The organism is Paenibacillus mesotrionivorans (assembly GCF_046098205.1).
GTDB lineage: Bacteria > Bacillota > Bacilli > Paenibacillales > NBRC-103111 > Paenibacillus_AR > Paenibacillus_AR mesotrionivorans.
The window spans coordinates 298,562-322,518 of record NZ_JBJURJ010000003.1 but is presented as its reverse complement, the minus strand read 5'-3'; the positions used below and the strand labels follow the sequence as shown (position 1 = coordinate 322,518).

Here is a 23,957-nt window from a genome sequence, read left to right as displayed (position 1 = left end):
AGCTTTCCCTACGGGAAAGCTCTTAGGAGGTCAACATGAAAACATATGTGCTGGTAGGTGCGGGCTCCCGGGCTCTGCACATGTTCTCCAAACCCATGGCAACCGAATGGAAGGATACGCTCCTGTTTAAGGGGGTGTACGACATCAACCCGGTCCGGGCCAACCTGCTGAGCGGGGAATGCGGCGGGGTGCCGGTGTACGGTGATTTCCGGCTGATGCTGGAGGAGACGAAGCCGGATACGGTGATTGTGGCTAGCACGGACTATACCCATCACACGTATATCATCCAGGCGCTGGAGTTCGGCTGCGATGTGATTACCGAAAAACCCATGACCATCGACGAGGAGAAATGCCGGGCCATTCTCCAAGCGGAGCAGGCTACGGGGAAAAAGGTGACGGTCACCTTCAATCTGCGGTTTGCCCCGTATTTTGCGGCGGTGAAGGAGCTGCTCCTCGCCGGGGCCATCGGGCAGGTGTACCAGATTGATCTGGAATGGTTCCTGGACCGGCGCCATGGTGCGGACTATTTCCGCAGATGGCATGCCGAGATGGCCAACAGCGGGGGGCTTCTCGTTCACAAGTCCACCCATCATTTTGACATTATCAACTGGTGGATGGACAGCCGCCCCCGGGAGGTTCACGCCCTCGGGAAGCGCCGGGTTTACGGGGACGGCCGCACCGAACGCGGCGAACGCTGTCTCACCTGCGGCTACAAGGCGGAGTGCGAATATTATATGGACATTGAGCAGGACCCTTTTATCCGCCGCTATTATTATGAGGCCGAGCATGAGGACGGCTATATCCGGGACCGCTGCCTGTTCGACGAGCGGATCGACATCTACGACACCATGTCGGTCAATGTGGGATACGAAAACGGGGCCATGCTTACCTATTCCCTGGTGGCCTACAGCCCCTATGAGGGCTGGCGGGCAGCCATCAACGGCAGCGGGGGCAGAATGGAGCTGACCAATATATACAGCAATGCGGATATGCAGGGGAGCCAAAGCGCCATCCGGATTTTCCGGCCGGACGGCACCATCGAGACCGTAGAGGTGGACACCTCCGCGTCAGGGCATGGCGGCGGTGACGCCAAACTCCGCCGGGCGCTGTTTCTGGGGGATGTGGAGGACCTGCTGGGCCAGCAGGCCGGCAGCGCTGTCGGCGCAGAGTCCCTATTAATCGGTGCCATAGCCAACAGATCCATCGCCGAAGGGCGGGCGCTGCCGTTTCCCGATGTGAAGGAATGGGTGGCTGCCGGCAAGGAAGTGAGCCGGTAACATGGGAAGTGTAGCCGGGCTGGAGCAGTATGTGTGCACCCTGTATGAGACGAAGGATCAGTTGAAGCGGCATATTTACAGTCGGGCGGATGAGGCGTTTGCCCAAGGGGATAAGATGCGGGACAGCATTTCCGGTGAGACGGAGCTGCGGCTGCGCCAAAAACAGGTGAGGGAGGGGTTTATCCACGCGATCGGCGGTCTTCCCACGGCCAGCGGTTCCCTCGAAGCCAAGTTGACGGCACGGCATGAGGCGGATGGCTACTCCGTAGAGAATCTCGTGCTGGAGCCCAGGCCGGGTCATTATGCAACCGCTAATCTGTATCTGCCCCGCATAAGAGAACAACAGACCGGTGCGGTGCTGTTCCTAGCCGGGCATGAGCTGGAGGGCAAACACAGCCCGTATTATCACCGGGTTGTTCTCCGGCTGGTGCAGGCGGGCCTCATCGTACTGGCCCTTGATCCTCTGGGCCAGGGGGAGCGGCTGTCCTGGCCGCAGAATGCGGACCCGAACCGCCCCCCGGTGTGGGGCACCAAGGAGCATCAGCAGCTGGGGGCCCAATGTTATATGGCGGGCCACAGCATCGCTCGCTACTTTGTTCACGATGCCATCCGGGCGCTGGATTATCTGGCCGCCCGCCCGGAGGTGGACCCCCAGCGCTTGGGGGTCACGGGCAACTCTGGCGGAGGCACCCAAACCGCCATGCTGATGGTATGCGATGACCGGCTGGCTGCTGCTGCACCGGGCACCTTCATCATGAACCGGCAGCAGTATATGCATGCCGGAGGGGTGCAGGATGCGGAGCAGGTGTGGCCGGGGTGGTCGGCGGAGGGTTTCGACCATGAGGACCTGCTGTTGGCCTTTGCACCGAAGCCGCTTCTGGTGCTGGCGGCGCAGTATGATTTTTTCCCCATTGAAGCAACCCGGCAGACGGTGGAGCGCTGCCGCCGGTTCTGGGGTATGCTGGGCCGAGAGGGGGCGCTGCAGCTTGAGGAGGATGCCACAACCCACCGTTATACCGACCGGCTGGCATCAGAGGCGGCTTCCTTCTTCAGCCGGACGCTGAACGGCAAGGAATGGGAGGCCCCGGCGGAGGAGCTGCCGGCCCTGTCCACAGACAGCCTGATCTGCACCGCCACGGGACAGGTGCGGCTGGATTGGCCCGCTCCCCGCTCCCGTTCGGTGCTGGAGGAGAACCGGGAGCTGGCCGCCCGCTTCAGGCAGGAGCGGGCCGCCCGCGACCCTGCCGAAGCCTTGCAGCAGGCCCGGGAATGGCTGGCCAACCGGGTGGTGGCCCCACGCCAAACCTGCAGCCTGAACCCAAGGCGGGTGCCGCTGGGGGAAACGGAGGGGCTGCTGGCGGATAATCTGCTCTGGTGGTCCCAGCCGGGAATCATGAACAGCGGCTATCTGTTTCGGAGCGCCGCCACCTCCGCCAACGCCGCCGGGACACCGCTTCCCCTGACTGTGGCGGTATGGCAGGGAGGAACCTCACGGCTCTCCCCACACTGGCAGTGGCTTACCGAAACCTGCCGTCACGGCGGCTCCGTGCTGGTGCTGAATGTGTCGGGGGAAGGCCCAGACGAGCCTTATCCCCTCTACGGCAAACCATCCCGCCGGTTTTTCGGTATCCTGCACAAGCTGGCCGATGAGCTGCTGTGGCTGGGAGACAGCCTGGCCGCACTCCGTATCCACGATGTGCTGCGGTCCCTGGCGCTGGCAGATTGGCTGGGAGCTCCGGGAGAGCGGGTTACCTTCTACGCTCCTGACCTCTATGCCTTCTACGTGCGCCTGGCGGCGGTCCTGGAGGAGCGGGTAGTCCCGGAAACGTCCGTGGGTTCCTTCGCCGGAATAGAAGAATGGGTGGCTGCACCGGAATATGACGAAGAGGATGCCATGAGTATCGTGATGCCGGGAGTTCTTGAGGTTTTGGACCTGGCGGAGCTTGAGCAGTGGCTGTCGGCGACAGCCACGAGGAGGGATTGACAATGGATACGAAGTTGAAGATGGGGATGAATCAGCCTGCGGAGAGCGGCGCCGGGCCAACCGGGACCAACCTGTCCGCGACCGTAACGGTAGCCGTCATCGGTGCGGGCCTGCGTGGCATGATCTATAGCAGCTTTGCCCTGGACCGCCAATACAATATGCGGATTGTGGCGGTGGCCGATCCGCGGACAGAGCGGCGGGAACGGTTCCGGGAGAAATTCTCCATCCCCGATGAACGCTGCTTCGGCAGCTGGGATGAGCTGTTTGCCGGACCGAAGCTGGCGGATGCCGTGTTTATCTGCACCCGGGACAAGGATCATTTTGAACCGGCCATGAAGGCCATGGAAGCAGGCTACCATGTGCTGCTGGAGAAGCCCATGTCCCCCGACTGGGAGGAATGTGTGGCCCTTGGCCGCCAGGCGGAGCAGTACAACCGGATTCTCACCATCTGCCATGTGCTGCGCTACGCTCCGTTTTTCCAGGAAATCAAACGGCTGGTAGACGAGGGGCGGATCGGCCGGCTGATGTCCATCCAGCATAACGAAAATGTGGCGTATTGGCATCAGGCCCACAGCTATGTCCGGGGATACTTCAGCAAAAGCGGCGAGGCCAGTCCGATGATTCTGGCGAAATCCTGCCATGATCTGGATATGATGGCCTGGCTGGCGGGAGGCGACTGTCTCAGTGTGGCCTCCTACGGGCATCTCACCTATTTTCGCCCGGAATTCGCGCCTCCCGGAGCGCCCAAGTATTGTCTCGACGGCTGTCCCGTCTCCCAGGAGTGCAAATATTACGCGCCCAACATTTATTTGATTGAAAATGGGGGCTGGAAGGCCGAGGCCGCCTGCAGCGACCCCAGCTATGAGGCCCGCTACAAAGCGATCAAGGAAGGCCCCTTCGGGCGCTGCGTGTACCACTGCGACAATGATGTTGTGGACCACCAGGTGGTCAGTATGGAATTCGAGCATGAGATTACTGCCGTTTTTACTATGAGCGCCTTTACGGAAAAGTGTAACCGGACCCTGAAGCTGATGGGCACGGAGGGCGAAATCCGGGCAACCATGGAAACCAACGAGATTCAAATCCGGCGCTTCGGCAGCGGGCAGGAGGAGAACATCCGGCTGACCGATGCAGGGGGACATGTGGGCCATGGCGGCGGGGACAGCCGGCTGGTGGCCGACTTCGTGAAAACCGTACGTACCCAAGGCGCCCATACCAGCGCCACCTCGGCCAGAGCCTCCATTCAGAGCCATCTGATGGCCTTCGCCGCAGAGCGCTCCCGTTTGGAGAAGCGGATGGTGCATCTGGATGAGTTTCGGCAGGGATAGCTATACAATCGACCAGACAATTCCCATTCATGAGGAGGAAATCAACATGAAAATGAATATATACGAACATGCGGATCAAATGGGACTGGAGGCGGCGCGGGTCAGCGCGGCCATTATCCAGGAGGCGGTGCGCACCCAGGGCAAGGCCCGAATCGTGCTTTCCACAGGTGCCTCCCAGTTTCCCTTCTTCAAGCATTTTGTCAAAATGGATATCGAATGGGATAAGGTGGAGATGTTCCATCTGGATGAATACGTGGCGCTTCCGGAATCCCATCCGGCCAGCTTCCGCAAATATCTGAAGGAGCGGTTCCTGCAGCACGTTCCCGTGGGCAAGGCCTGGCTGGTGAATGGGGAGGGCGACCCGGGGCAGGTGGTAGAGGAGTTGAACCGCCGCATCGCGGAGGAGCCGGTGGACCTGGCCTTGATCGGCATCGGGGAAAACGGGCATATCGCCTTTAATGATCCGCCGGCCAACTTCCAGGTGGAGGAGCCGTATATGGTAGTGAATCTCAGCGACACCTGCAAGGCCCAGCAGGTCAACGAGGGCTGGTTTGCCAACAACGGTGAGGTGCCGAAGCAGGCCATCAGCATGACGGTGAAGCAGATTCTCCGAAGCCGGCACATTGTGTCGGTGGTGCCCCACGCCGCCAAGGCCCAGGCCATTGCTGATACGGTGCAGCAGGAGGTGGACAGCCGGTATCCGGCCACGATTCTGAAAACCCATCCCAGCTGGCAGCTGTTCCTGGACAAGGAATCGGCGGCGCTGGTATACGCCTGGTGCTGACACCTGAATCACCGGGCAGGCACGGCGGGACAAAAGGAGGCGGCAGCATGATCTGGCAAGGGAGATTGGCCGCAGGCGGTGCGGCTGTGGAGGTTGAGGTGGATGCCGGGGGGAGGATTAGCGGCATCCGCCCTCTCTCCGGGGGAGAGCATCCGGGTTTGCCGTATATCTCGGCAGGCTGGACCGATCTGCAGCTGAACGGCTTCGGCGGATATGATCTGAATGGGGGCATCACCACGCCGGAGGATGTGGCAGGGGTTACCCGCGCCTTGCACAAGCGGGGTGTGGCAGCATACCTGCCCACGGTGATTACCGGCAGCTACGAGCGGATGAGCCAGGCAATGGCGGCGGTTGCGGCCTATTGCGGCAGCGGCTGCCCGGAGGCCAAGTCCATATGGGGCATCCATATGGAGGGCCCGTACCTCTCCGGCGAGGACGGCAGCCGGGGCGCCCATCCCCGGGAGTTTATCCGCAATCCCGGATGGGAGGAATTCCAGCGTTTGCAGGAGGCGGCCGGCGGACTGATCCGGATGGTGACTCTGGCCCCGGAGCGGGAGGGGGCCATCCCCTTTATCCGGCGGCTTACGGACAGCGGCGTGGTTGTGGCCATCGGGCACACCATGGCTTCAAGCGATGAAATTGAGGCGGCGGTGGAGGCTGGTGCTACGGTGTCTACCCATCTGGGAAACGGCTCCCAGCCGGTGCTGCCCCGCCACCCCAACTACATCTGGCAGCAGCTGGCGGAGGACCGGCTGTGGGGGACCTTTATTCCTGACGGCCACCATCTTGCCCCACCGGTATTGAAGGTGATGCTGCGGGCCAAGGGCAGCCGCTCGGTCCTGGTCAGCGATTGCACCCAATTCGGCGGGATGGCCCCAGGGCGCTACCAAAGCCTCATCGGCGGCGATGTGGAGCTGCTGGAGAATGAGCGGCTGCAGACCGCCGCCAATCCGGCGATTCTGGCAGGCTCCGCCGTGAGCCTGGATTCGGGCATTGCCAATGCGGTGCGCTACACGGACATGGACCTTGCCGAAGCGGTGGCGGCGGTTACGGAGCGTCCGGCCCGGGTGATGGGGATGAGCGGCAGGGGTGTGCTTGCGGAAGGCGCCGTGGCCGATCTGACACTGTTCGATTATGACCTTGCTGCCGGTGAAATTTCCGTCAAGGAAACGGTGGTGGCCGGGACCAGCGTCTACCGGCGCACCGGTGCAAGTCCGAAACGACCATGACAGGGCTGGCCCGGTATATAACCGACCGCGGACTCCTGGCGGGAATGGAACGGGTCGCCCGGAAAACGGCGGACTGCGGTTGGCTGGCCGCACTGGCGGAGGAGCTGCTGGACCTGCTCTACGGGGAAGGGGGCGAGCCGCAGTTTTGGGCCATGTACACCCGGCGCCGGGCGGAGCTGGAGCAAGCGCTTGGGGAGGATGCGGACTGTTACCTGGCTTATGTGTACGGGCTGGGTTTTCCCCGTCTCGCGGCGATCTACCGGGACCGCGGTTATCCGCGCCAGGTGCTGGCGGATACACTGTGTGACTTCGACCTGCGCGCCAAGAACTACCGGGAGCTTCACGGAGGCCGTGCGGGCATTGATGATTACCGCTGGCTGACCCGGCATATGACGGCTACGGTGTTCCGGCTGGGACGGCTCCAGTTTGTGTACAGCAAACCCTTTGTGTATGGATCACGGATTTACCGGAAGCTCCGGGACGGCTCCCTGACGGCAGTGGCGGAGGCAGGACTGGCGGTGGACGGGCAGGGTTTTGTTGCGGCGGAAGGGGAATTTGTAACGGAGCTGCGGGAGGCTGTGGATGGAACGGTGACCGCAAACCTGATCGGCCCAGGCGGGAACATCCTTACCGGGAAGGTGAGTTTGCCTGCCGGAGATTATGCCTGTGTGGTTCGGGACGGGGAGCCGGTCATCGACATTCATATCCCGGCTGACGGCAGCCGAATGTCCCCTCAGGATGCGGCGCTCTCCATGCGGATGGCGTGGGCCTTCGCCCAACGATATTTCCCGGAAACCCGGTACCGCGGATTTGTCTGCTCCAGCTGGCTGCTTAGCACCGAGGTGGAGGAGATTCTGCCGGAGGATGCCAATCTGGTCCGATTCTCCCGGCTGTTCACCCGCTGCGCCGGACAGAAGCGGGAGCATGAGCTGATCTACAGCTGGATTTTCGGCATGGGCAAAAACAAAAAGGATTTCCGGCTCCACGAACCCTCCACCACCATGCAAAAAGGAGCCCGCAGGCTCCTGGAGGAAGGTCGTTGGTTTACGTCGCGGAACGGGTTTATTCCCGCAGACCGTATCACGGATTCCTGATATTGGCGACAAGCAGGACGATGGATAGGGGGAGGGACCGGCTGAACCGGCTCCTCCCTTTCATCATTCCGGAGATTTTCTCCGTTCGAACCCCATCTCCTCCAGAATTTTGGTGCGTTCCTCGTGGTCTACCACCTTGTTGATCTGGTGCAGCATCCATACGTAGCCGAACGGGGCGGCGAACATGGCGCTGGCCATGCCCATCTGGGGCATTTCGGTAACGGGCTGAATTTCCTTGCCGCCTGCTGTCATGGCTTTGTGGTACGTGGCATGAATGTCAGGCACGGTCACATTGAACCAGACACTCATAGGGTTGCCCGGCTGGGGCGCAAACAGATGGTACTGGTGATTCTCATCCAGCAGATGGAACCGTGTGCCGTAGAGGCTGAACATCGCCTCATTTTGCCCCTTCACAAAATCGGATACCTCGATTCGCTCCACCTCAAATACGGACTCCAGCCATTGCAGCGCTTCCAGACTGTCGGTGACCACCAGATCAATTTCAACACCGGTCATAACAACTCTCCTTTTTTGCCGAATATTCTTACCGTTGGTCCTTCTTTATTGCCTTCCAGAACAGCTGTTAAATCAGCATTGTTGAGCCATGCGAGATTACGACTGTCCGTTTCCACCGTGGGTTTCCACTCCCCATCCACCTTTTGATTGATGATGTGAAGATGGCATGCTTTCCCTTCCATATCTACACCAGCCAACGTGTAATCCGCTCTTATCTTAGTCTGCTTATCCATAAAATACTCCTGCGTATCACAACCGCCCGGCAAAATCGTCCCATGAAAATACTCCGTGTCACAATAACCGGTAAAATAAATCTCGGATTTCCGGTAATCGCCCTCTGTTGCCGTTTCGATCTGTGTAATAATTACACCAATGGTGAGCAGCTCCCTGCGTTCCAGCAGGAACTGTCTTATGGAAGCAACTGCACTTTCTCTTTGTTTTTCATCCAAGCTATGTCCAACATCCCGGATAAGCTGAAGGTGGCATTGCCCTTCCTTATAACTTTCCTTTGCACGGATGGCGTAAGAATAATTCACGGTTTCATCTTCCAGACCTTGCAGGATGAGCACCGGTCCTTTATAGGCGCTCAATTCCAGGAAAACATCCATGGAGACCACGGTGTCATGAAAGACTTTACCCAACAGGGTTTTCTTGCAATCTATGATTGCGGGTACATCATTAACGTCATATTGGGAGCCGCCGAGGCAGCCTCTTCTGGCATGATCCGGTATACATAGTGCGGGATAAATCATAATGAGTTTTTTAATTTCATCTTTGCATTTCGCGGCGGTTAGGCCAGACACCAAGCCACCTTGGCTTATCCCAACCAGGATAAGATTTGCTTCATCCACAAATGGAAGCTCTTTGACATAATCCTTTACAGCGATGAGGTCCTCCATTTGCGTCAGAATAGTGGTTTTCGTTGTATCTCCGTCGCTTTTCAGGCTTTCATCCTCGTCAATTCTGCCGCCTCCGCAGAAATGAAAGCTGAATGAAGCATATCCCATCTGTGCAAATACCCTGCAATAATCGGCAACGCTCATATAATTACCCGTGAATCCATGACTGACGATAATTGCAGGATATGCTGCCTTTTTCTGCTCCCCATCAGGAAGATACTGCATCCCCCGGATCCTCAAGCCGTCTCTTTCGCAGAAAAAAGGGGTTTCGCTCACACTGCCATTACTCATATGTATCCTCCCGTTCGATTTTGATAGATCCAGTATATCATTTTGTGGATTGCGGGGGAGGATGGGCGTTTTTTGAGTTTCTGGCGAGTAGCAAAACCTGGCAGGGGAAATAATGAAGCGCAAAGGGGGATGTGTATGCAGAAGCAGAACATTATTTTCAACCTGGATGATACGCTGATCGAATGCAATAAATATTTTCATCTGGTTAATGAGCAATATGCCGCTCTGATGAAGGAATGGTTTCCCGGGATTCCGTCGGATACGGTAAAAGCCAAGCAGGTGGAGTACGATCTGGCGGTGGTGGACAAAAACGGCTTGACGGTGGACCATGTGCCCCAGTCCTTTATGTCGGCCTATGGATATTTTTGCAAGGAAACCAGAAGGAATCCCCGGGAAGAGGAGGTAAACCGGCTGGAGAAGCTGGGCTACAGTGTGTTTACCATGCCGGTGGAGCCGCTTCCCCATATGTACGAAACGCTGGAGGAGCTGAAGAAGGCGGGCCATGAGCTATATCTGCATACCGGAGGCGAGGAAAAAAACCAGTGGCGTAAAATTTCCCAGCTGCAGCTGGCGGCGTATTTTGACAACCGGGTGTTTATTTCCAAGCATAAGGACGTGGAGGCGCTGGCCAAAATTATGGACAAAATGGACTTTGACCCCACGATCACCTGGATGGTGGGCAATTCTCTGCGGACGGATATTATTCCCGGTCTTGAGCAGGGAATTCATGTGATCTATATCCCCGCCCCCAATGAATGGCATTACAATGTGGTGGATATCACGGTGAAGCCCAAGGGAGCTTTCCTTACGCTGAGCAGCCTGAATCAGGTGCCGGAAGCTATCCATGGATATGTCGGGGAGCATGGTCCGACGGGACTAAGGGCAGCCATCTCCGGCGATGCCGGGGAAACCTGGCCCGGCGCCCCGACTACTTAACGGAGGGAGTTGGCGGCGGCCGGCGGTTCATGCTGATCCGATTCTTTTGACGAGTGGACAATATGAGGTTATAAAATGCGGCCAGGCCCGTATACATATAGTACAAGTAGAACAAGTCCACAATCCGCGGGGCAAGCTCCGCGGCAAACAAGAGGAGGATTCAGGCATGAAACTGCAAACCGTGCTGCGGCTGGCCGCTGTGGCAACCGTCACCGCCATGCTCTCCACCGGCTGCTCCCTGATCAACAAGAAGGAAGGGGCACAATCTATTGATCCGCCTCCCACTGGCGCGGATGCCGCGGTTCAAACCTCTGCTGTTCCCGTCACCGCGGAAACCGGAAGGCAGGTTACGCTTTACTTCAAGGACCCCAAGGGCATGGTGGCACCGTTATCGGTGTACATCCCGAAAACCCTGGAGGTGGCGCGCAAGTCACTGGAGTATATGGTGGAAGGGGCCGCAGCCGTTCCCACCGGCTTCCAGGCCGTTCTGCCCAAAGGCACCGCCATCAAGGGTATTGATCTGAAGGCCGACCAAAAGCTGGCGGTGGTGGATTTCTCCAAGGAGTTCAACAACTACAAGGCTGAGGACGAACGCAAGGTTCTGGAGGCTGTGGTATGGACGCTGACGGAGCTGGACAATGTGGAGAAGGTCTCTCTTCGGGTGGAGGGCAAGGAGCTGAAGGAGATGGCTCTGGCCAAAACCCCGGTAGATCCGCTGATGAGCCGGGCCATGGGGATCAACCTGGAATTCGGCAGCGGCCTTAACCCTGGCCAGTCCGTTCCGGTAACGCTGTACTTCCAGAACAAAACCGCGGAGGATTTCAGCTACTACGTGCCGGTGACCCGTATGGTGAAGCGCACCGAGGATGTGGCCTCCGCCGCTGTAGAACAGCTTATCAAGGGTCCGGACAGCAGCAAGGGCCTGGCCTCCGTATTGGCGCCGGACACCGGACTGCTCCAAATCCAGCTGTCCCAGGATAACACGGTGGTTACCGCCAACTTTAACGACAAGCTGCTGGGTTCCGACAAGCTGATTCCGGCCAGCGCAGCCCAGGCGCTGATTCTGTCCCTGACGGAAACCACAGGCGCAGGCAAGGTGCAGCTGATGGTCAACGGCGACACCAAGGTGTCTGCCACCGACAAAACCAGCTATGCCAAGCCGGTAGCTGCACCAGACCATATTAATCCCGCCAAAATGTAAGCCGGGCGTGGAAGGGGGGGCCACATCTTGGCCCACCCGCTTATAAAAGCAGTCTGCCTGAGTCCCCTCCGGCAGGCTGCTTTTGCGTTGGGCGAGGCTGAGTGGCGGAGCTGAGGAGCGGGGCTGAGTGGCTGAGCGTGGCTGCATAGACTTGGCTGGGTGGGCGCTGGCTGACCTTTAGTTCTGCGGCGCCCCACCGCCGTGCCAGTCCCCGGTGAACGCTACTCGGCCAGCCTCACACCAGCCAGGCAGGGGATTTGGCTAACGGAACTCAGCGACCCTTAGCGGCGCAAAATATTACTTTTGGAATTGTAACGGAACTGAGAGCACCTTAGCAGGGAAAAGAGGCGCAAATTGCACTCTCAGCAGCCTCTAAGCGCTTCTCATTTCCGTTAAATCTGGAAAACAACCCAATAGGTTGGTTAAGAGCCTCTCAGTTCCGTTACGCCAGCTGCTTCCCCTCAACAACCATCTACTCCGTCTACGGCTAATCCCTCTGCGTATGCAAATACCTGAACTCCAGCGGAGTCATCCCCTCCCGCTCCCGGAAGCACCTGCCGAAGTAGCTGGTTTGGGAGAAACCTACCTCCAGCGCGACGGTTTTGACCGGCAAGCCGGTGGTGGCCAGCAGGCGTTTGGCGTGGAGCAGCCGGGCCTCCAGCAGGAAGTCGGGGAAGGACATGCCGAAAGCGGCGCTGAAGGTCCGGCTGAAATGATGGGGACTGTAGCCGGCAATGATGGCCGCCTGCTCCAGCGTCACAGGCTCATGGCTGTGGGCCCGGACGTAATTGGCTGCCGTCCGAAGCTTGTCCGCAGACAGAGTGGCTGGAACGTTCAGTTGGGTGGCATCAGCTTGCAGCCGGGTCAAAAGCTCGTACAATGTGGCGGCCACCCTGTGTTCGTCATCCACCTGATAGCCCCGTCCCAACTGCAGCAGCTTCTCCATTAATCTTTCGATGGGAGCCAAGCTGAGCAGCCCGAACAGCCAGGGGTCGTCCAGGCCTTTGCCGTTCAGCAGCTCCTCCAGATGCGTCCCGTAGAAGTGGACCCACCGGATGCTCCAGGGATCCCGGGAATCCGACTGGTAGGTTTGTCGGAGACCGGGTCCATAAAGGAACCCCTGCCCCCGGGTCAGCTCGTAGGACTTGGTTCCGGTATGGAGGTAACCTTTGCCTTCCAGCACAATATGCAGGTTATAGTTCCGGTCCATATTGTTCTCGCTGGTCCGGTATTCCCGGTTAACCCGGTGCTCGGGAAAATCGCTGTAGCCTCCCACAAAATCCGGAAAGCAGATAAACCGGGGAAATACCGGCTTGGGCAAATAGATGTGCTCATGCATAGGATAGCTGCTCCTAAGTAACGCAAAATTTTGATACCCAATAGTCACATTCATAATAAATTCAGATGATTGATTCATATCCTGTAACAACATTTTAATATGAATCGCAGGATTTTGTCATTTCAACGGGGTATCCCATTCGCTACAATGAAGGTGACAAAGGACGGAAGGATGTGGGCGGATGGGAAAGTCCATACGTATGGATAAATTAACGCTGGGCGTCTGCTATTACCCGGAGCATTGGCCGGAGGCGTTGTGGGAGGATGATTTCCGCAGGATGCGTGAGATGAATATCTCCGTGGTGCGGTTGGCGGAGTTTGCTTGGGCGATTTTTGAGCCGGAGGAGGGAAAATTCGATTTCGCTATGTTCCACCGGGTGTTGGACCTGGCGCACCGCTATGGGCTGAAGGTGATCCTGGGCACACCAACCGCAGCTCCCCCTGCTTGGCTGACCCATAAGTATCCGGAGGTGCTGAATGCGGATGTGACAGGGGAGCTGTACCGGCATGGCCTGAGGCGGCATACCAACTACACCAGCGCAAAATACCGGGAGCTGTGCCAGCGTATCGTCCGAAAGATGGTGGAGGCCTACAAGGATCATCCCGCTGTTATCGGCTGGCAGATTGACAATGAGTTTAACTGCCACATGGATGTGTTCTACGCCGAAACCGATCATGCCGCGTTCCGGGAATGGCTGAAGGACAAGTACGGGACGTTGGACAAGCTGAACGAGGCATGGGGCACTGTGTTTTGGAGCCAGACCTATACCGCCTGGGAGCAGGTGCATCTCACCCGGCATATGGTCAGCCGCTCCCCCAACCCTCATATGGCCCTCGACGAAAAAAGATTCATCTCAGACATCACAATTTCCTTCGCCAGGCTGCAGACGGAGATTATCCGGGAGCTGGCGCCGCAGCATTGGATTACCACCAACGGCATGTTCGGGCACCTGGACAACCATGAACTGACGGAGGAACTGCTGGATTTCTTCTCGTATGATTCTTATCCGCAGTTTGGCTCCCTGGATACAATCAACGAGGAGGCGCCCCTTCTGGACCGGGCATGGAGCATGAAGCTGTCCCAGGTCCGGTCCATTTCGCCGAATTTCTGCGTAATGGAGCAGCAGTCCGGGCCGGGCGGCTGGGTGGACGCCATGGCCATGGGTACACCCAAGCCGGGGCAAATCCGGCTGTGGTCTTACCAGTCTGTGCTGCATGGAACCGATCTGCTAGTTTATTTCCGCTGGCGGACGGCTACGGTAGGTACCGAAATTTATTGGCATGGCATTAATGACTACCACAACCGGCCCAACCGCCGCGTGCGGGAGATAGCACAGATCGGCGGGGAACTTGCCAGCCTGGGGAACAGCCTGATCGGAAGCGCCTACCAGGCAGAGGTCGCCATCATGCAGGATTACGACAATAGTTGGGACGGGGAGCTCGATGCATGGTGCGGTCCGCTTCAGCGGCGAAGTGTCCGGGCCTGGTACAAACGCCTTCAGCACCGCCATATTCCGGCGGATATGATCACGCTGCGTGCTTCCACGCCACTGGAAGAGCTGGCCGCATACAAGGTGATTGTGTATCCGCACCCGGCTATTATGACGGATGAGACGGCGGCGCTTCTCACCCGGTATGTGGAGCAAGGAGGGATTCTTCTGTTCGGTGCCCGGACCGGCTTTAAAAATATCCATGGCCACTGCTACATGCGTCCCTTCCCGGGGCCCGTTGCCGGACTGTGCGGCATCACCGTGGAGGACTTCACCCTGGTGAAGGGAACGGTTGCCCCGGCGGAGCTGCGGTGGAAGGACAGCCGGCTGGCAGAAGGTGTTAAAGCAGAAGGCTTCAACGAAATCCTGCAGGTGGAGGATGCCGACACGGAGGTCCTGGCGGAGTATGCGAGCGAATATTATGCGGGCAAACCTGCTCTGACACGGCGATTCGTGGAAAAGGGACAAGCGTGGTATTACGGCGCAGCTTTTTCGGAAGCGGTGGTGGATGCCATTGCGGATGAGCTGGGGCTAGTGTCCCCGGCAGCTGACTTCCTGGAGGCTCCGGCGCAGGTGGAGCTGGGTATCCGGAGAGCAGGGGACAAACGGTTCCTGTTCGTCCTGAACTATTCGGGGGAGCCTGCTCCGGTGCAGCTGAAAACCCCGCTGAAGGATCTGCTATCGGGAGCGGCCCTGAATGGGGAAGCCGCGTTGCCGCCTTATGAGGTGTGGCTTCTGGAGCTGCCGGAAGCAGCGGAGTAATTGGTTGGCGGAAAAGGGAAACAGGGGAACAGGAACTGCTGTCAGCTTCAACCGGGTAGTAGCGCTGTGTCCTGATCGCCTGAGGGCCTGATCCTCTGCGGGTTGCTTCCCCCGCAGATTCTAACGGCGGCAGGAGCCGCTATTTGGCGAAAAAACGGGGCCGGGAAAATCTAACGGAAGTGAGCGCCGCTATTTGTCTCCAAAACGGGCAATTCATGCCCGATTGGTGGAAATAGCGGCTCTGGCCGCCGTTAGCCTGCGGAAGCTGCCCGTTTTGGGCAAATAGAGGCTTTCACCGCCGTTAGCCTTTCGGGCATCCGCTACCAGCCCCGCCTATCAAATCCCACCATCAGCCCCCGCACATCAGTCCCCGTCGTACCAGCCCCCGCACATCAGCCCCCGCTGCGCTAGTCCTGCCGCGGTGCGGCATCTGCCCCGCCCAGCAAGACAAAGGAGCTGTCCCCAACAGAAAACCTGTTGGTGAAGACAGCTCCTTTGCATTAATCGCTTCCTCCGCGCGCTTCCGTCACTGAAGCGCCTATTCCTGCGGCTTTCCGGTGGAGCTGCGCACGATCAGCTCCGAGGGCAGCACGATTTTGCGCGTGCTGGCGGGGGCGCCGGACTGAATCCGTTCGATAAGCAGCTGCATGCCGAGAAAGCCCATATCATAGGCGGGCTGCTTCGCCACCGTCAGGAAAGGATTGTAATCCGGGATGATGTCCGGATCATCGAAACAGGTGACGGCCATCTCCTCCGGCACGCGGATTTGCAGGGTCCGCAAGGCCCGCAGCGTATTCACGCCGATGAAGTTGTTGGCCGCCAGGATGGCCGTAGGCCGTTCCCCCTGCTGCAGGGAAACCAGCTTGGCGATAATCTCGTCGAAGTTGTCCTGTTTGAAGTGAGTTTCAACCATATAAGCCGGATTGGGCTCAATCCCGGCAAGCTGCAGCGTTTCCCGGAATGCCTGATCCCGTTCCTGTACATTGGAGAGGGAGGAGGGCCCATTAATGAAGGCAATCTTCCGGTGCCCCAACGCAATCAGATGCTGCACCAGCTGGCGGGTGGTCTGTAAGTTATCCCCGGAGATGGAGTCTGCGGGCACCTGGGGGATAATGCGGTCCACATAAACAAACGGAATACTCCGTTTCACCAGTTTTTTGACATGGCTGGCCGAAGCCTCTCCGGAGGGCACCAGCAGCACTCCGTCCACTCCTGCGGACATGAGCATGCCGATATATTGGGACTCCTTGTCCGGATTTTCGTCGGTATTGCCCAGAATCAGATGGTAGCCCAGCTGCAGCGCCTTGTCCTCCGCCCCACGGGCGATATTGGTGAAGAAGGGGTTGGAAATATCGGGGATAACCAGCGCCACCAGCCGTGTTTCCTTGGAGGTCAGGCTGCGGGCCTGTTTATTGGGCACATAATCCAGCTCACGGATCACCTCCTCCACCTTCAGGCGGGTGGATTCCTTAATCAGCGGCGATTTATTAATAACACGGGAAACAGTCATGGGAGAAACATTGGCCCGTTTGGCGATATCGTATATGGTGACCATAAAGGGGACTTCTTCCTTTCGGCTTCTGCTTATTCCTTATTACCCATGATGAAACATACACGGTGAATTTTCAAGTCCTATGTAGTTGACCGATATAAACTGCGGTGTTATTATTTTGTTATCGGTAACATAAAAATATCAGAAAGGAGCGCTAAAGTGAACATCACCCGAATGATTGACCTGTCCCAGGAGCTGTACCACAACTGCCCGGTCCTGCCGGAGTTTGCCCCGCCGAAGCTGGACTACATCCTGATCGGGCCTCGGGACGGCTGGAATCTGGAGCAGCTGACCATGAACCTGCATACCGCCACGCATATGGACGCGCCTGCCCATATGGCCGATTTCCGGCTGACTCTGGACGCTATTCCTGTGGAACGGTTCCAGGGCACGCTGGTTGTGCTTGATATGAACGGGAAAAAGCCCGGTGAACCGGTGACGGTGGCGGACCTGCTGCCATATGCAGAACGGCTGTCCGGGGAACCGGTGGTTTTCCTGTATACGGGCTGGGGAGAAAAACGCTCCTGGAGCCGGGAGTTTATTTATGAATCCCCCTACCTGTCCAGCGAGGGCGCCGGATATTTAGTGGAGCAGGGAGTGCGGGGAGTGGGCATCGACCACTTCAGCATCGGGGGCACCGGCCCGGACAATGAGGACACCCACCGGACTCTGCTAGGATCGGGAATTTGGATCGCTGAGGGTCTGCAGCTGGATGATCCGGCTCTGTTGAAGGGTCAGTGGCATGTGTTTTCCCTCCCGGTGAAAATCAGAGACAGCAGCGGGGCCCCGGCAAGAGTGGTCGCCGTCCAATGGAAGGAAGAGGAGTAATCACCCATGAAGTACCGCAGATTAGGCAAAACAGATTTGAATGTACCGGTTTTGAGCTTTGGAGCCTCTTCCTTGGGCTCGGTTTTCCATGAAACGGATGATGCCGAAAGCATCCGCACCGTCCATACTGCCTTGGACTGCGGCATGAATTACCTGGACGTCTCCCCCTATTACGGGCTGTTGAAGGCGGAGCGGGTGCTGGGCCAGGCCTTGAAGGGCATTCCCCGGGACAGCTATATTCTCAGCACCAAGGCCGGGCGTTACGGAGAGAACAAATTTGATTTCTCCTACAACCGCATTCTCCGAAGTGCAGAGGAAAGTATGCAGCGGCTGCATACGGATTACCTGGATATTCTGTATCTACATGACATTGAATTCGCCGACGTGAACCAGATCATAGAGGAAGCGCTGCCTGCTCTGCAGGAGCTGAAGACACAAGGGAAAATCCGGTATACCGGGATTTCGGGGCTGCCTTTGTCCATGTTCAAAAAAGTGCTGAAGGCCCATCCGGTGGATGTGATTCTATCCTACTGCCATTATTCGCTGAATGACGATTCGCTGACGGAGCTGCTTCCCGGACTTGCCGCAGCCGGGACAGGGCTGGTGAATGCCTCGCCGTTGTCCATGGGGCTGTTAACCGGGAACCCGGTCCCCGCCTGGCATCCGGCGACCCAATCCATCCGCGAAGCCTGCCGGAGGGCGTTTGAATTTTGCGAAGCCCAAGGCTATTCCCTGCCCAAGCTGGCCATTCAATTTTCCGTGGGCCATCCCGGCATCCCCACAACCCTGGTGAGTACGGCTAACCCGGAGAATATCCGCCGCAACGCCGCTTTTGCCTTGGGGGAGCCAGACTCGGACATGATGGAAAAAGTGCTGGAGATTCTGAAGCCTGTGCAGCGTCTATCCTGGCATAGCGGCAGGCCGGAGCATAATGAGGAGGTGCGGGTGGAATGAAAAGCATCGTTTGTGTGGAACCGGGCCGCTTTGAGATGAAAGAAGTACCGGTTCCTGTACTCGGTCCGGAGGAAGCGCTGGTGCGGATTCTCCGGGTAGGAATCTGCGGTACAGATCTGCATGCCTACAGGGGAAAGCAGCCGTATTTCGAATATCCCCGGGTGCTGGGGCATGAACTGTCCGGCGAAATCGTAGAGATAAATGGGCAGGACCCGGATTTGGCACCCGGCGACCAGGTATGCGTAATTCCCTATGTGCATTGCGGGGAATGCATCGCCTGCCGCAGCGGCAAAACCAACTGCTGCACCCGGATGAGCGTGATGGGTGTGCATCAGGATGGGGGCATGCGGGAATATATGACCGTTCCCCTGCGGCATCTGGTCAAAACTGAGGGATTGGCTCCGGAGCAAGCCGCCATTGTGGAATGCCTCTGTATCGGCGCCCACGCCGTCCGGGTGGCGGATGCCCGTCCCGGCAGCTGGGTCATGATTATCGGCGCAGGGCCAATCGGACTGGGCGCCATGCGGCTTGCCAAGCTGGCGGGAGCGCGGGTTATCGCCATGGATATCAATGAGGAGCGGCTGCGCTTCTGCAAGCAGTGGGCTTCCGTGGATGAAACGGTAACTGCCGGGCAGGAAGCGCTGGCAGCGGTGGAGAAGATAACAGGAGGAGATTTTCCAGTAGCTGTCATCGACGCCACCGGCAACAGCGGCTCCATGGAGCAGGCCCTCCATTTTGTAGCCCATGGGGGCAGGCTGGTGTACGTGGGTCTGGTGAAGTCGGATATTACCTTCCATGACCCCGACTTCCATAAGCGGGAAATGGCCATTATGGGCAGCCGCAATGCCATGCGGGAGGATTTCCTGGATGTGATTGAGGCGATTCGGACAGGCAAAATTGATACGGATTCCTTTATTACCCACCGGGCAGGCTTCGCGGACATGATCGGGCAGTACGAAGAATGGCTCCGCCCGGAATCAGGCGTCATCAAGGCCATTGTGGAGCTGTAGCAAGCGTATTGAAAGGGTTATCATTTTTTCATTCCTATAAAAGGTGGTACAGTTCATGACTCTTCTATCGGAAACAGCAATGTGGTTTGATGCTCCGGCCAAGGTGTGGGAGGAGGCGCTGCCTGTTGGCAACGGATGTCTGGGCGGCATGGTGTACGGAACGGTGGAGCAGGAGCAGATTCAATTTAATGAGGATTCCGTCTGGTACGGCGGACCGCGGGACCGCAACAATCCCGATGCCTTGGAGAATCTGCCGCTGATCCGGCAGCTGCTGTTTGAGGGCAGGCTGAAGGAGGCCCACCAGCTGGCCGAAATGGCCTTCTCCGGCACACCGAGAAGCCAGCGGTATTATTTGACCGCAGGCGATCTGATGATCCGCTTCGAGCATCCTGCCGGAGAGCAGCTCCACTACCGGAGAGAGCTGGATTTGGAGCAGGCGCTGACCTCCACTTCCTATCAGTACGGAGGTGTTACCTTCCGACGGGAGGTATTCAGCAGCTTCCCCGACCAGGTGATGGCTATCCGCCTCACCGCTGACCAGCCCGGGGCGCTTACTTTTACGGCCCGGTTCGAACGCAAGAAGGGGCGGCATGTGGATGCCGTCTACAAGCACAGCCAGGATACTCTGGTTATGGCCAATGACTGCGGCGGACGGGACGGGGGCAGGTACAGCGCCGTGGTCAAAGCGGTTGCAGCAGGCGGCAGCGTCCGGGTCATCGGCGAGCACCTCCGGGTGGAGCAGGCGGATGAGGTGACGCTGCTCCTGGCTGTGGCCAGCACCTTCCGGCATCCGGAGCCGGAGCAGCATTGTTTTGGCCTCCTGGAGCTGGCGGCCGCCTTGCCGTACGCGGAGCTGAAGAAGCGTCATATCGCCGACTATCGTGCGTTGTTCCAGCGGGTCACGCTTCACCTGGGAGGGCAACCCTCCAACGAGGAGAATCCGGACAGCCTGCCCGTCCCCAAACGGCTGGAGAGGGTGAAGGAAGGCGCAGATGATCCGGGCCTCTTCACCCTGTATTTCCAGTTCGGCCGTTACCTGTTGATCTCCTGCAGCCGTCCCGGCGGATTGCCTGCCAATCTCCAGGGCATCTGGAATGAGTCCATGACGCCCCCCTGGGATGGCAAATTCACCATCAACATTAACACGCAGATGAACTATTGGCCTGCCGAAACCTGCAACCTGGCGGAATGCCACGAGCCCCTGTTCGACCTGATTGAGCGGATGATCCACAAGGGGCGTGTTACCGCACAGACCATGTACGGCTGCCGCGGTTTTGTGGCGCATCATAATACAGACATCTGGGCAGATACGGCTCCCCAGGATATATACGGTCCGGCCACCCAATGGGTTATGGGCGGCGCCTGGCTAACCCTGCACGCCTGGGAGCATTACCGCTTTAATCCCAATGAAGCAACCCTTAAACGGGCTTACGCGCTTATGAAGGAGGCCGCTCTGTTCTTTACCGATTTTCTGGTGGAAAGTCCGGAGGGTTTCCTGGTTACGGCCCCTTCCGTTTCCCCGGAAAACCGCTACAGGCTGCCCAACGGCGAAGCGGGAACACTCTGCTACGGGCCTTCCATGGATACCCAGATTATTACCGAGCTGCTGGATGCCTGTGTGGAAGCCGCCGGGGTTCTGGGCACCGACGGGGACCTGCGTGAAGAATGGCAGTCCATCCGCTCCCGGCTGCCGGCTATGAAAATCGGCCAACACGGCCAGCTCCAGGAGTGGCTGGTGGACTATGAGGAAATGGACCCGGGCCACCGCCACATCTCCCATCTGTTCGCCCTGCATCCAGGCTCCACCATCAGCCCGGGGCAAACCCCCGAATTAGCGGAGGCCGCCAGGGTGACTCTGCAGAACCGCCTGGCCAACGGGGGAGGCCATACCGGCTGGAGCCGGGCATGGATCATCAACTTCTGGGCCCGGCTGCTGGATGGGGAAGAAGCTTACACCCACACCAAGGAGCTGCTCAAAAAATCCACCCTGCCCAATCTGTTCGACAACCATCCTCCCTTCCAGATTGACGGCAACTTCGGTGCTGTGGCAGGCATTGCCGAGATGCTGGTGCAAAGCCATCTGGATTATATCCAGCTGCTGCCAGCGCTGCCGTCCCAGTGGTCTGCCGGAGCCGTCACAGGCCTGCGGGCCAGAGGAGGGTTTACCGTGGACCTCCAGTGGGAGGAGCATAGGCTGACGAAAGCGGCAATCACCTCCGTGAACGGCACCAAGCTCCGGCTTTATGCTGAAGGCAAGCTGAGGATCACCCGCGCCGACGGCACAGAGGCAGCGGTCCGGCAGGAAGGCAGTCTACTGGAGTGGCCGGCAGCTGCAGGTGAAACTTACCTGATCCAACCATAATCGGCGCCGCGGCGCATTGTAACCCGGTCCCTGTCGTCAACCCCGTCTATCTGTGATAGAATGGGGTTGATTTTTTTGTTACCGATAACAATCCCTTGCGCCGCAAGGCTTATAACTTCTGCATATATAAATTCTGCACATAAAGATTGGAAATTGAAGCGCTTCCGCAGATGGTGTAACATTCGTTTTGCGGCTTACAACCGATATGCGGGAGGGGGGAAGATCAATATGTCAGAAACGGAATTCGCAATTCAAACAAGACGGCAGGGAGGGAAAGCAAACTTAGCGGGGTACTTCGCAATGCTGCGCAAGGACTTCCGCAAAAACAAGTACATCTATTTTTTAGGCTCGTTTGGAATCGCTTACTTTATTATTTTCAGCTACATTCCCATGTATGGCGTCATCATTGCATTCAAGAATTATTCCCCCGTTAAGGGAATTATGGGGAGCCCATGGATCGGCTTTCATCACTTTGTGGACTTTTTCCAAAGCTTTTACTTTTTGCGGCTGATCCGGAATACGCTGCTGATCAATGTGTATGAACTGATTTTCGCGTTTCCGGCGCCTATTATTCTGGCCTTGCTGCTAAATGAGGTGCGCAGTTCCTACTTCAAACGTTTGGTGCAGACCATTACCTATTTGCCCCACTTTGTTTCCGTGGTGGTCATCAGCGGCATGATTGTGGATTTTTCCCGGAAGGCAGGCCTGTTCAACAAGATTCTCGGTTTCTTCGGGGTGGAAGCACAGAATCTGCTGTTGGACCCGTCGCTCTTCCGGACCATTTTTATCGGATCAGGTATCTGGCAGGGCGTCGGCTGGGGCTCCATTATCTACCTGGCAGCACTGACGGCCATTGATACCCAGCTGTACGATGCCGCTACCGTGGACGGCGCCAACCGCTGGAAGCAGATGCTCCATGTTACGCTGCCCGGCATTATGCCCACCATTGTGATCCTGCTGATTCTCCGCATCGGCGGCATGATGAATGTAGGCTTCGAGAAGGTTATACTGCTGTACAATTCCCAGACCTACGAAACTGCCGATGTGATCTCCAGCTTCGTCTACCGGCGGGGGATATTGGAGGCCAATTACAGCTACAGCACAGCTGTGAATCTGTTTAATTCGGTTGTGAACTTCCTGCTGCTGGTCCTGGCCAACAAGATCAGCCGGAAAGTGAACGAAACCAGCCTATGGTAAGAGGTGAGTGCTATGATTAAACGCAGTCTGGGCGATAAAATCTTCGATATATTCAATGTGCTGCTGCTTTGCACCCTGATGCTGGTTACGCTGTATCCGTTCCTCTACGTGATCTTCGCCTCGTTGAGTGTACCGTCAGAGCTGGTGAAGCACAGCGGGATTCTCTGGAAGCCTCAGGGCTTCTTCACCGAGGGCTACAGGCTGGTGCTGAAGAACCCCATGATCATCATCGGGTACAAAAATACCCTGTTTTATGTGGTGGCAGGCACCATTCTGAATGTGCTGTTTACGGCGTTGTTCGCTTTTGTCCTGTCCAGGCGGGATTTATATTGGAAAAAATACATGATGATGATGGTTGTGGTGACAATGTTCTTCAGCGGCGGAATGATTCCCGGTTATATTCTCGTGAAAAACCTAGGGATGCTGGACACCCGCTGGGCCTTAATCGTCCCCGGCCTGATCGCCACCTGGAACCTGATCATTATGCGCACGTCCTTCCAATCCATTCCCTATGAGCTGGAGGAGGCCGCCAAGATTGACGGCGCTTCGGACTTCCGGGTGTTCTTCCAGATCATTCTTCCCCTGTCGGTTCCGCTGCTGGCGGTGATGGTGCTGTTCTACGGGGTGGGGCACTGGAATTCCTGGACGGGAGCATTGATTTATCTGCGGGACCGGGAGCTGTTCCCCCTGCAGTTGGTGCTCAGGGAAATCCTCATCGAGAACAGCACCGGCGATACCACCAACCTGTCTACCACCACGGGAGATCCGTTCCTGGGGGAAGTGGTGAAATACGCCACCATCATTGTGGCGACAGTTCCGATTCTGGTGCTGTATCCGTTTATCCAGAAGTATTTTACCCAGGGTGTCATGATCGGGGCATTGAAGGGATAAGCAGCGGCAACTAATAACGATAACGGGGGGATTT

19 protein-coding genes are annotated in these 23,957 nt (G+C 57.7%); 15 read left to right on the top strand and 4 right to left on the bottom strand.

Annotated features, from left to right (window positions below; genetic code table 11):
• The first annotated feature begins 35 nt into the window (after nt 1–35).
• The 6 genes from ACI1P1_RS05955 to ACI1P1_RS05930 are packed head-to-tail and all read left to right on the top strand — an operon-like array spanning nt 36 to nt 7,696.
• Entirely contained in the window at nt 36–1,277 is a 1,242-nt protein-coding gene (locus ACI1P1_RS05955; protein ID WP_416215457.1) for a Gfo/Idh/MocA family protein, read from the top strand.
• 1 nt (nt 1,278) lies between these two features.
• The gene (locus ACI1P1_RS05950) at nt 1,279–3,261 is read left to right on the top strand and encodes an alpha/beta hydrolase family protein (protein WP_416215456.1); all 1,983 of its coding nucleotides are present in this window, start codon (nt 1,279–1,281) and stop codon (nt 3,259–3,261) included.
• Between the two features lie 26 nt (nt 3,262–3,287).
• A complete protein-coding gene (locus ACI1P1_RS05945; protein ID WP_416215593.1) occupies nt 3,288–4,589 on the top strand; it encodes a Gfo/Idh/MocA family protein in 1,302 nt (433 codons plus the stop codon).
• 46 nt (nt 4,590–4,635) lie between these two features.
• Entirely contained in the window at nt 4,636–5,373 is a 738-nt protein-coding gene (locus ACI1P1_RS05940) for a glucosamine-6-phosphate deaminase (protein WP_416215455.1), read from the top strand.
• 47 nt (nt 5,374–5,420) lie between these two features.
• Nucleotides 5,421–6,602 (top strand): N-acetylglucosamine-6-phosphate deacetylase, encoded by a 1,182-nt coding sequence (gene nagA / locus ACI1P1_RS05935; protein ID WP_416215454.1) that lies wholly within the window; start codon nt 5,421–5,423, stop codon nt 6,600–6,602.
• Complete coding sequence (locus ACI1P1_RS05930; RefSeq protein WP_416215453.1) at nt 6,599–7,696, top strand: acyltransferase domain-containing protein; 1,098 nt, start codon at nt 6,599–6,601, stop codon at nt 7,694–7,696. The genes nagA and ACI1P1_RS05930 overlap by 4 nt, the downstream gene beginning before the upstream one ends.
• 63 nt (nt 7,697–7,759) lie before the next feature.
• Here the strand turns inward: ACI1P1_RS05930 and ACI1P1_RS05925 are convergent, their stop codons facing one another.
• The gene (locus tag ACI1P1_RS05925) at nt 7,760–8,212 is read right to left on the bottom strand and encodes a VOC family protein (RefSeq protein WP_416215452.1); all 453 of its coding nucleotides are present in this window, start codon (nt 8,210–8,212) and stop codon (nt 7,760–7,762) included.
• Nucleotides 8,209–9,402 carry an alpha/beta hydrolase gene (locus ACI1P1_RS05920; protein WP_416215451.1) on the bottom strand — a complete coding sequence of 398 codons (1,194 nt, stop codon included), beginning with the start codon at nt 9,400–9,402 and terminating at the stop codon, nt 8,209–8,211. The genes ACI1P1_RS05925 and ACI1P1_RS05920 overlap by 4 nt, the downstream gene beginning before the upstream one ends.
• 135 nt (nt 9,403–9,537) lie before the next feature.
• Here ACI1P1_RS05920 and ACI1P1_RS05915 point away from each other — a divergent pair, with 135 nt between their 5' ends.
• Together ACI1P1_RS05915 and ACI1P1_RS05910 are read left to right on the top strand one after the other, a co-directional pair.
• Entirely contained in the window at nt 9,538–10,338 is an 801-nt protein-coding gene (locus ACI1P1_RS05915; RefSeq protein WP_416215450.1) for an HAD family hydrolase, read from the top strand.
• A 166-nt stretch (nt 10,339–10,504) separates the two neighbouring features.
• Nucleotides 10,505–11,539 (top strand): GerMN domain-containing protein, encoded by a 1,035-nt coding sequence (locus ACI1P1_RS05910; RefSeq protein ID WP_416215449.1) that lies wholly within the window; start codon nt 10,505–10,507, stop codon nt 11,537–11,539.
• 487 nt (nt 11,540–12,026) lie between these two features.
• Here ACI1P1_RS05910 and ACI1P1_RS05905 read toward each other — a convergent pair whose 3' ends face one another.
• Nucleotides 12,027–12,878, bottom strand: coding sequence for a helix-turn-helix transcriptional regulator (locus ACI1P1_RS05905; protein WP_416215448.1), 852 nt, complete (start codon nt 12,876–12,878; stop codon nt 12,027–12,029).
• Nucleotides 12,879–13,059: 181 nt separating this feature from the next.
• On the opposite strand from ACI1P1_RS05905, the gene ACI1P1_RS05900 reads away from it, so the two are divergent.
• On the top strand, nt 13,060–15,129 hold the full coding sequence (locus ACI1P1_RS05900) for a beta-galactosidase (RefSeq protein ID WP_416215447.1): 2,070 nt from the start codon (nt 13,060–13,062) through the stop codon (nt 15,127–15,129).
• A 538-nt stretch (nt 15,130–15,667) separates the two neighbouring features.
• On the opposite strand, the gene ACI1P1_RS05895 is transcribed toward ACI1P1_RS05900, so the two are convergent.
• On the bottom strand, nt 15,668–16,684 hold the full coding sequence (locus ACI1P1_RS05895) for a LacI family DNA-binding transcriptional regulator (RefSeq protein WP_416215446.1): 1,017 nt from the start codon (nt 16,682–16,684) through the stop codon (nt 15,668–15,670).
• Between the two features lie 156 nt (nt 16,685–16,840).
• Here ACI1P1_RS05895 and ACI1P1_RS05890 point away from each other — a divergent pair, with 156 nt between their 5' ends.
• The 6 genes from ACI1P1_RS05890 to ACI1P1_RS05865 all read left to right on the top strand — a co-directional run bounded on the left by ACI1P1_RS05890 (nt 16,841) and on the right by ACI1P1_RS05865 (nt 23,923).
• Nucleotides 16,841–17,509, top strand: a complete 669-nt coding sequence (locus ACI1P1_RS05890; RefSeq protein WP_416215445.1) for a cyclase family protein — start codon at nt 16,841–16,843, stop codon at nt 17,507–17,509.
• A 6-nt stretch (nt 17,510–17,515) separates the two neighbouring features.
• Nucleotides 17,516–18,463: an aldo/keto reductase gene (locus ACI1P1_RS05885; RefSeq protein ID WP_416215444.1), complete on the top strand. Its 948-nt coding sequence runs from the start codon at nt 17,516–17,518 to the stop codon at nt 18,461–18,463.
• The gene (locus ACI1P1_RS05880; protein ID WP_416215443.1) at nt 18,460–19,473 is read left to right on the top strand and encodes a zinc-binding alcohol dehydrogenase family protein; all 1,014 of its coding nucleotides are present in this window, start codon (nt 18,460–18,462) and stop codon (nt 19,471–19,473) included. Before ACI1P1_RS05885 ends, ACI1P1_RS05880 begins: the two co-directional genes overlap by 4 nt.
• A gap of 55 nt (nt 19,474–19,528) precedes the next feature.
• Nucleotides 19,529–21,835 (top strand): glycoside hydrolase family 95 protein, encoded by a 2,307-nt coding sequence (locus ACI1P1_RS05875; RefSeq protein WP_416215442.1) that lies wholly within the window; start codon nt 19,529–19,531, stop codon nt 21,833–21,835.
• Nucleotides 21,836–22,135: 300 nt separating this feature from the next.
• Nucleotides 22,136–23,032: an ABC transporter permease gene (locus ACI1P1_RS05870; protein ID WP_416215592.1), complete on the top strand. Its 897-nt coding sequence runs from the start codon at nt 22,136–22,138 to the stop codon at nt 23,030–23,032.
• A gap of 12 nt (nt 23,033–23,044) precedes the next feature.
• Entirely contained in the window at nt 23,045–23,923 is an 879-nt protein-coding gene (locus tag ACI1P1_RS05865) for a carbohydrate ABC transporter permease (RefSeq protein WP_416215441.1), read from the top strand.
• Nucleotides 23,924–23,957: the final 34 nt, after the last annotated feature.

Excerpts from the sequence above, each read along its gene's own strand:
- ACI1P1_RS05955 (WP_416215457.1), top strand. The coding sequence starts at position 36 with ATGAAAACATATGTGCTGGTAGGTGCGGGCTCCCGGGCTCTGCACATG.
- ACI1P1_RS05950 (WP_416215456.1), top strand. The coding sequence starts at position 1,279 with ATGGGAAGTGTAGCCGGGCTGGAGCAGTATGTGTGCACCCTGTATGAG.
- ACI1P1_RS05945 (WP_416215593.1), top strand. The coding sequence starts at position 3,288 with ATGAATCAGCCTGCGGAGAGCGGCGCCGGGCCAACCGGGACCAACCTG.
- ACI1P1_RS05940 (WP_416215455.1), top strand. The coding sequence starts at position 4,636 with ATGAAAATGAATATATACGAACATGCGGATCAAATGGGACTGGAGGCG.
- nagA (WP_416215454.1), top strand. The coding sequence starts at position 5,421 with ATGATCTGGCAAGGGAGATTGGCCGCAGGCGGTGCGGCTGTGGAGGTT.
- ACI1P1_RS05930 (WP_416215453.1), top strand. The coding sequence starts at position 6,599 with ATGACAGGGCTGGCCCGGTATATAACCGACCGCGGACTCCTGGCGGGA.
- ACI1P1_RS05925 (WP_416215452.1), bottom strand. The coding sequence starts at position 8,212 with ATGACCGGTGTTGAAATTGATCTGGTGGTCACCGACAGTCTGGAAGCG.
- ACI1P1_RS05920 (WP_416215451.1), bottom strand. The coding sequence starts at position 9,402 with ATGAGTAATGGCAGTGTGAGCGAAACCCCTTTTTTCTGCGAAAGAGAC.
- ACI1P1_RS05915 (WP_416215450.1), top strand. The coding sequence starts at position 9,538 with ATGCAGAAGCAGAACATTATTTTCAACCTGGATGATACGCTGATCGAA.
- ACI1P1_RS05910 (WP_416215449.1), top strand. The coding sequence starts at position 10,505 with ATGAAACTGCAAACCGTGCTGCGGCTGGCCGCTGTGGCAACCGTCACC.
- ACI1P1_RS05905 (WP_416215448.1), bottom strand. The coding sequence starts at position 12,878 with ATGCATGAGCACATCTATTTGCCCAAGCCGGTATTTCCCCGGTTTATC.
- ACI1P1_RS05900 (WP_416215447.1), top strand. The coding sequence starts at position 13,060 with ATGGGAAAGTCCATACGTATGGATAAATTAACGCTGGGCGTCTGCTAT.
- ACI1P1_RS05895 (WP_416215446.1), bottom strand. The coding sequence starts at position 16,684 with ATGGTCACCATATACGATATCGCCAAACGGGCCAATGTTTCTCCCATG.
- ACI1P1_RS05885 (WP_416215444.1), top strand. The coding sequence starts at position 17,516 with ATGAAGTACCGCAGATTAGGCAAAACAGATTTGAATGTACCGGTTTTG.
- ACI1P1_RS05880 (WP_416215443.1), top strand. The coding sequence starts at position 18,460 with ATGAAAAGCATCGTTTGTGTGGAACCGGGCCGCTTTGAGATGAAAGAA.
- ACI1P1_RS05875 (WP_416215442.1), top strand. The coding sequence starts at position 19,529 with ATGACTCTTCTATCGGAAACAGCAATGTGGTTTGATGCTCCGGCCAAG.
- ACI1P1_RS05870 (WP_416215592.1), top strand. The coding sequence starts at position 22,136 with ATGCTGCGCAAGGACTTCCGCAAAAACAAGTACATCTATTTTTTAGGC.
- ACI1P1_RS05865 (WP_416215441.1), top strand. The coding sequence starts at position 23,045 with ATGATTAAACGCAGTCTGGGCGATAAAATCTTCGATATATTCAATGTG.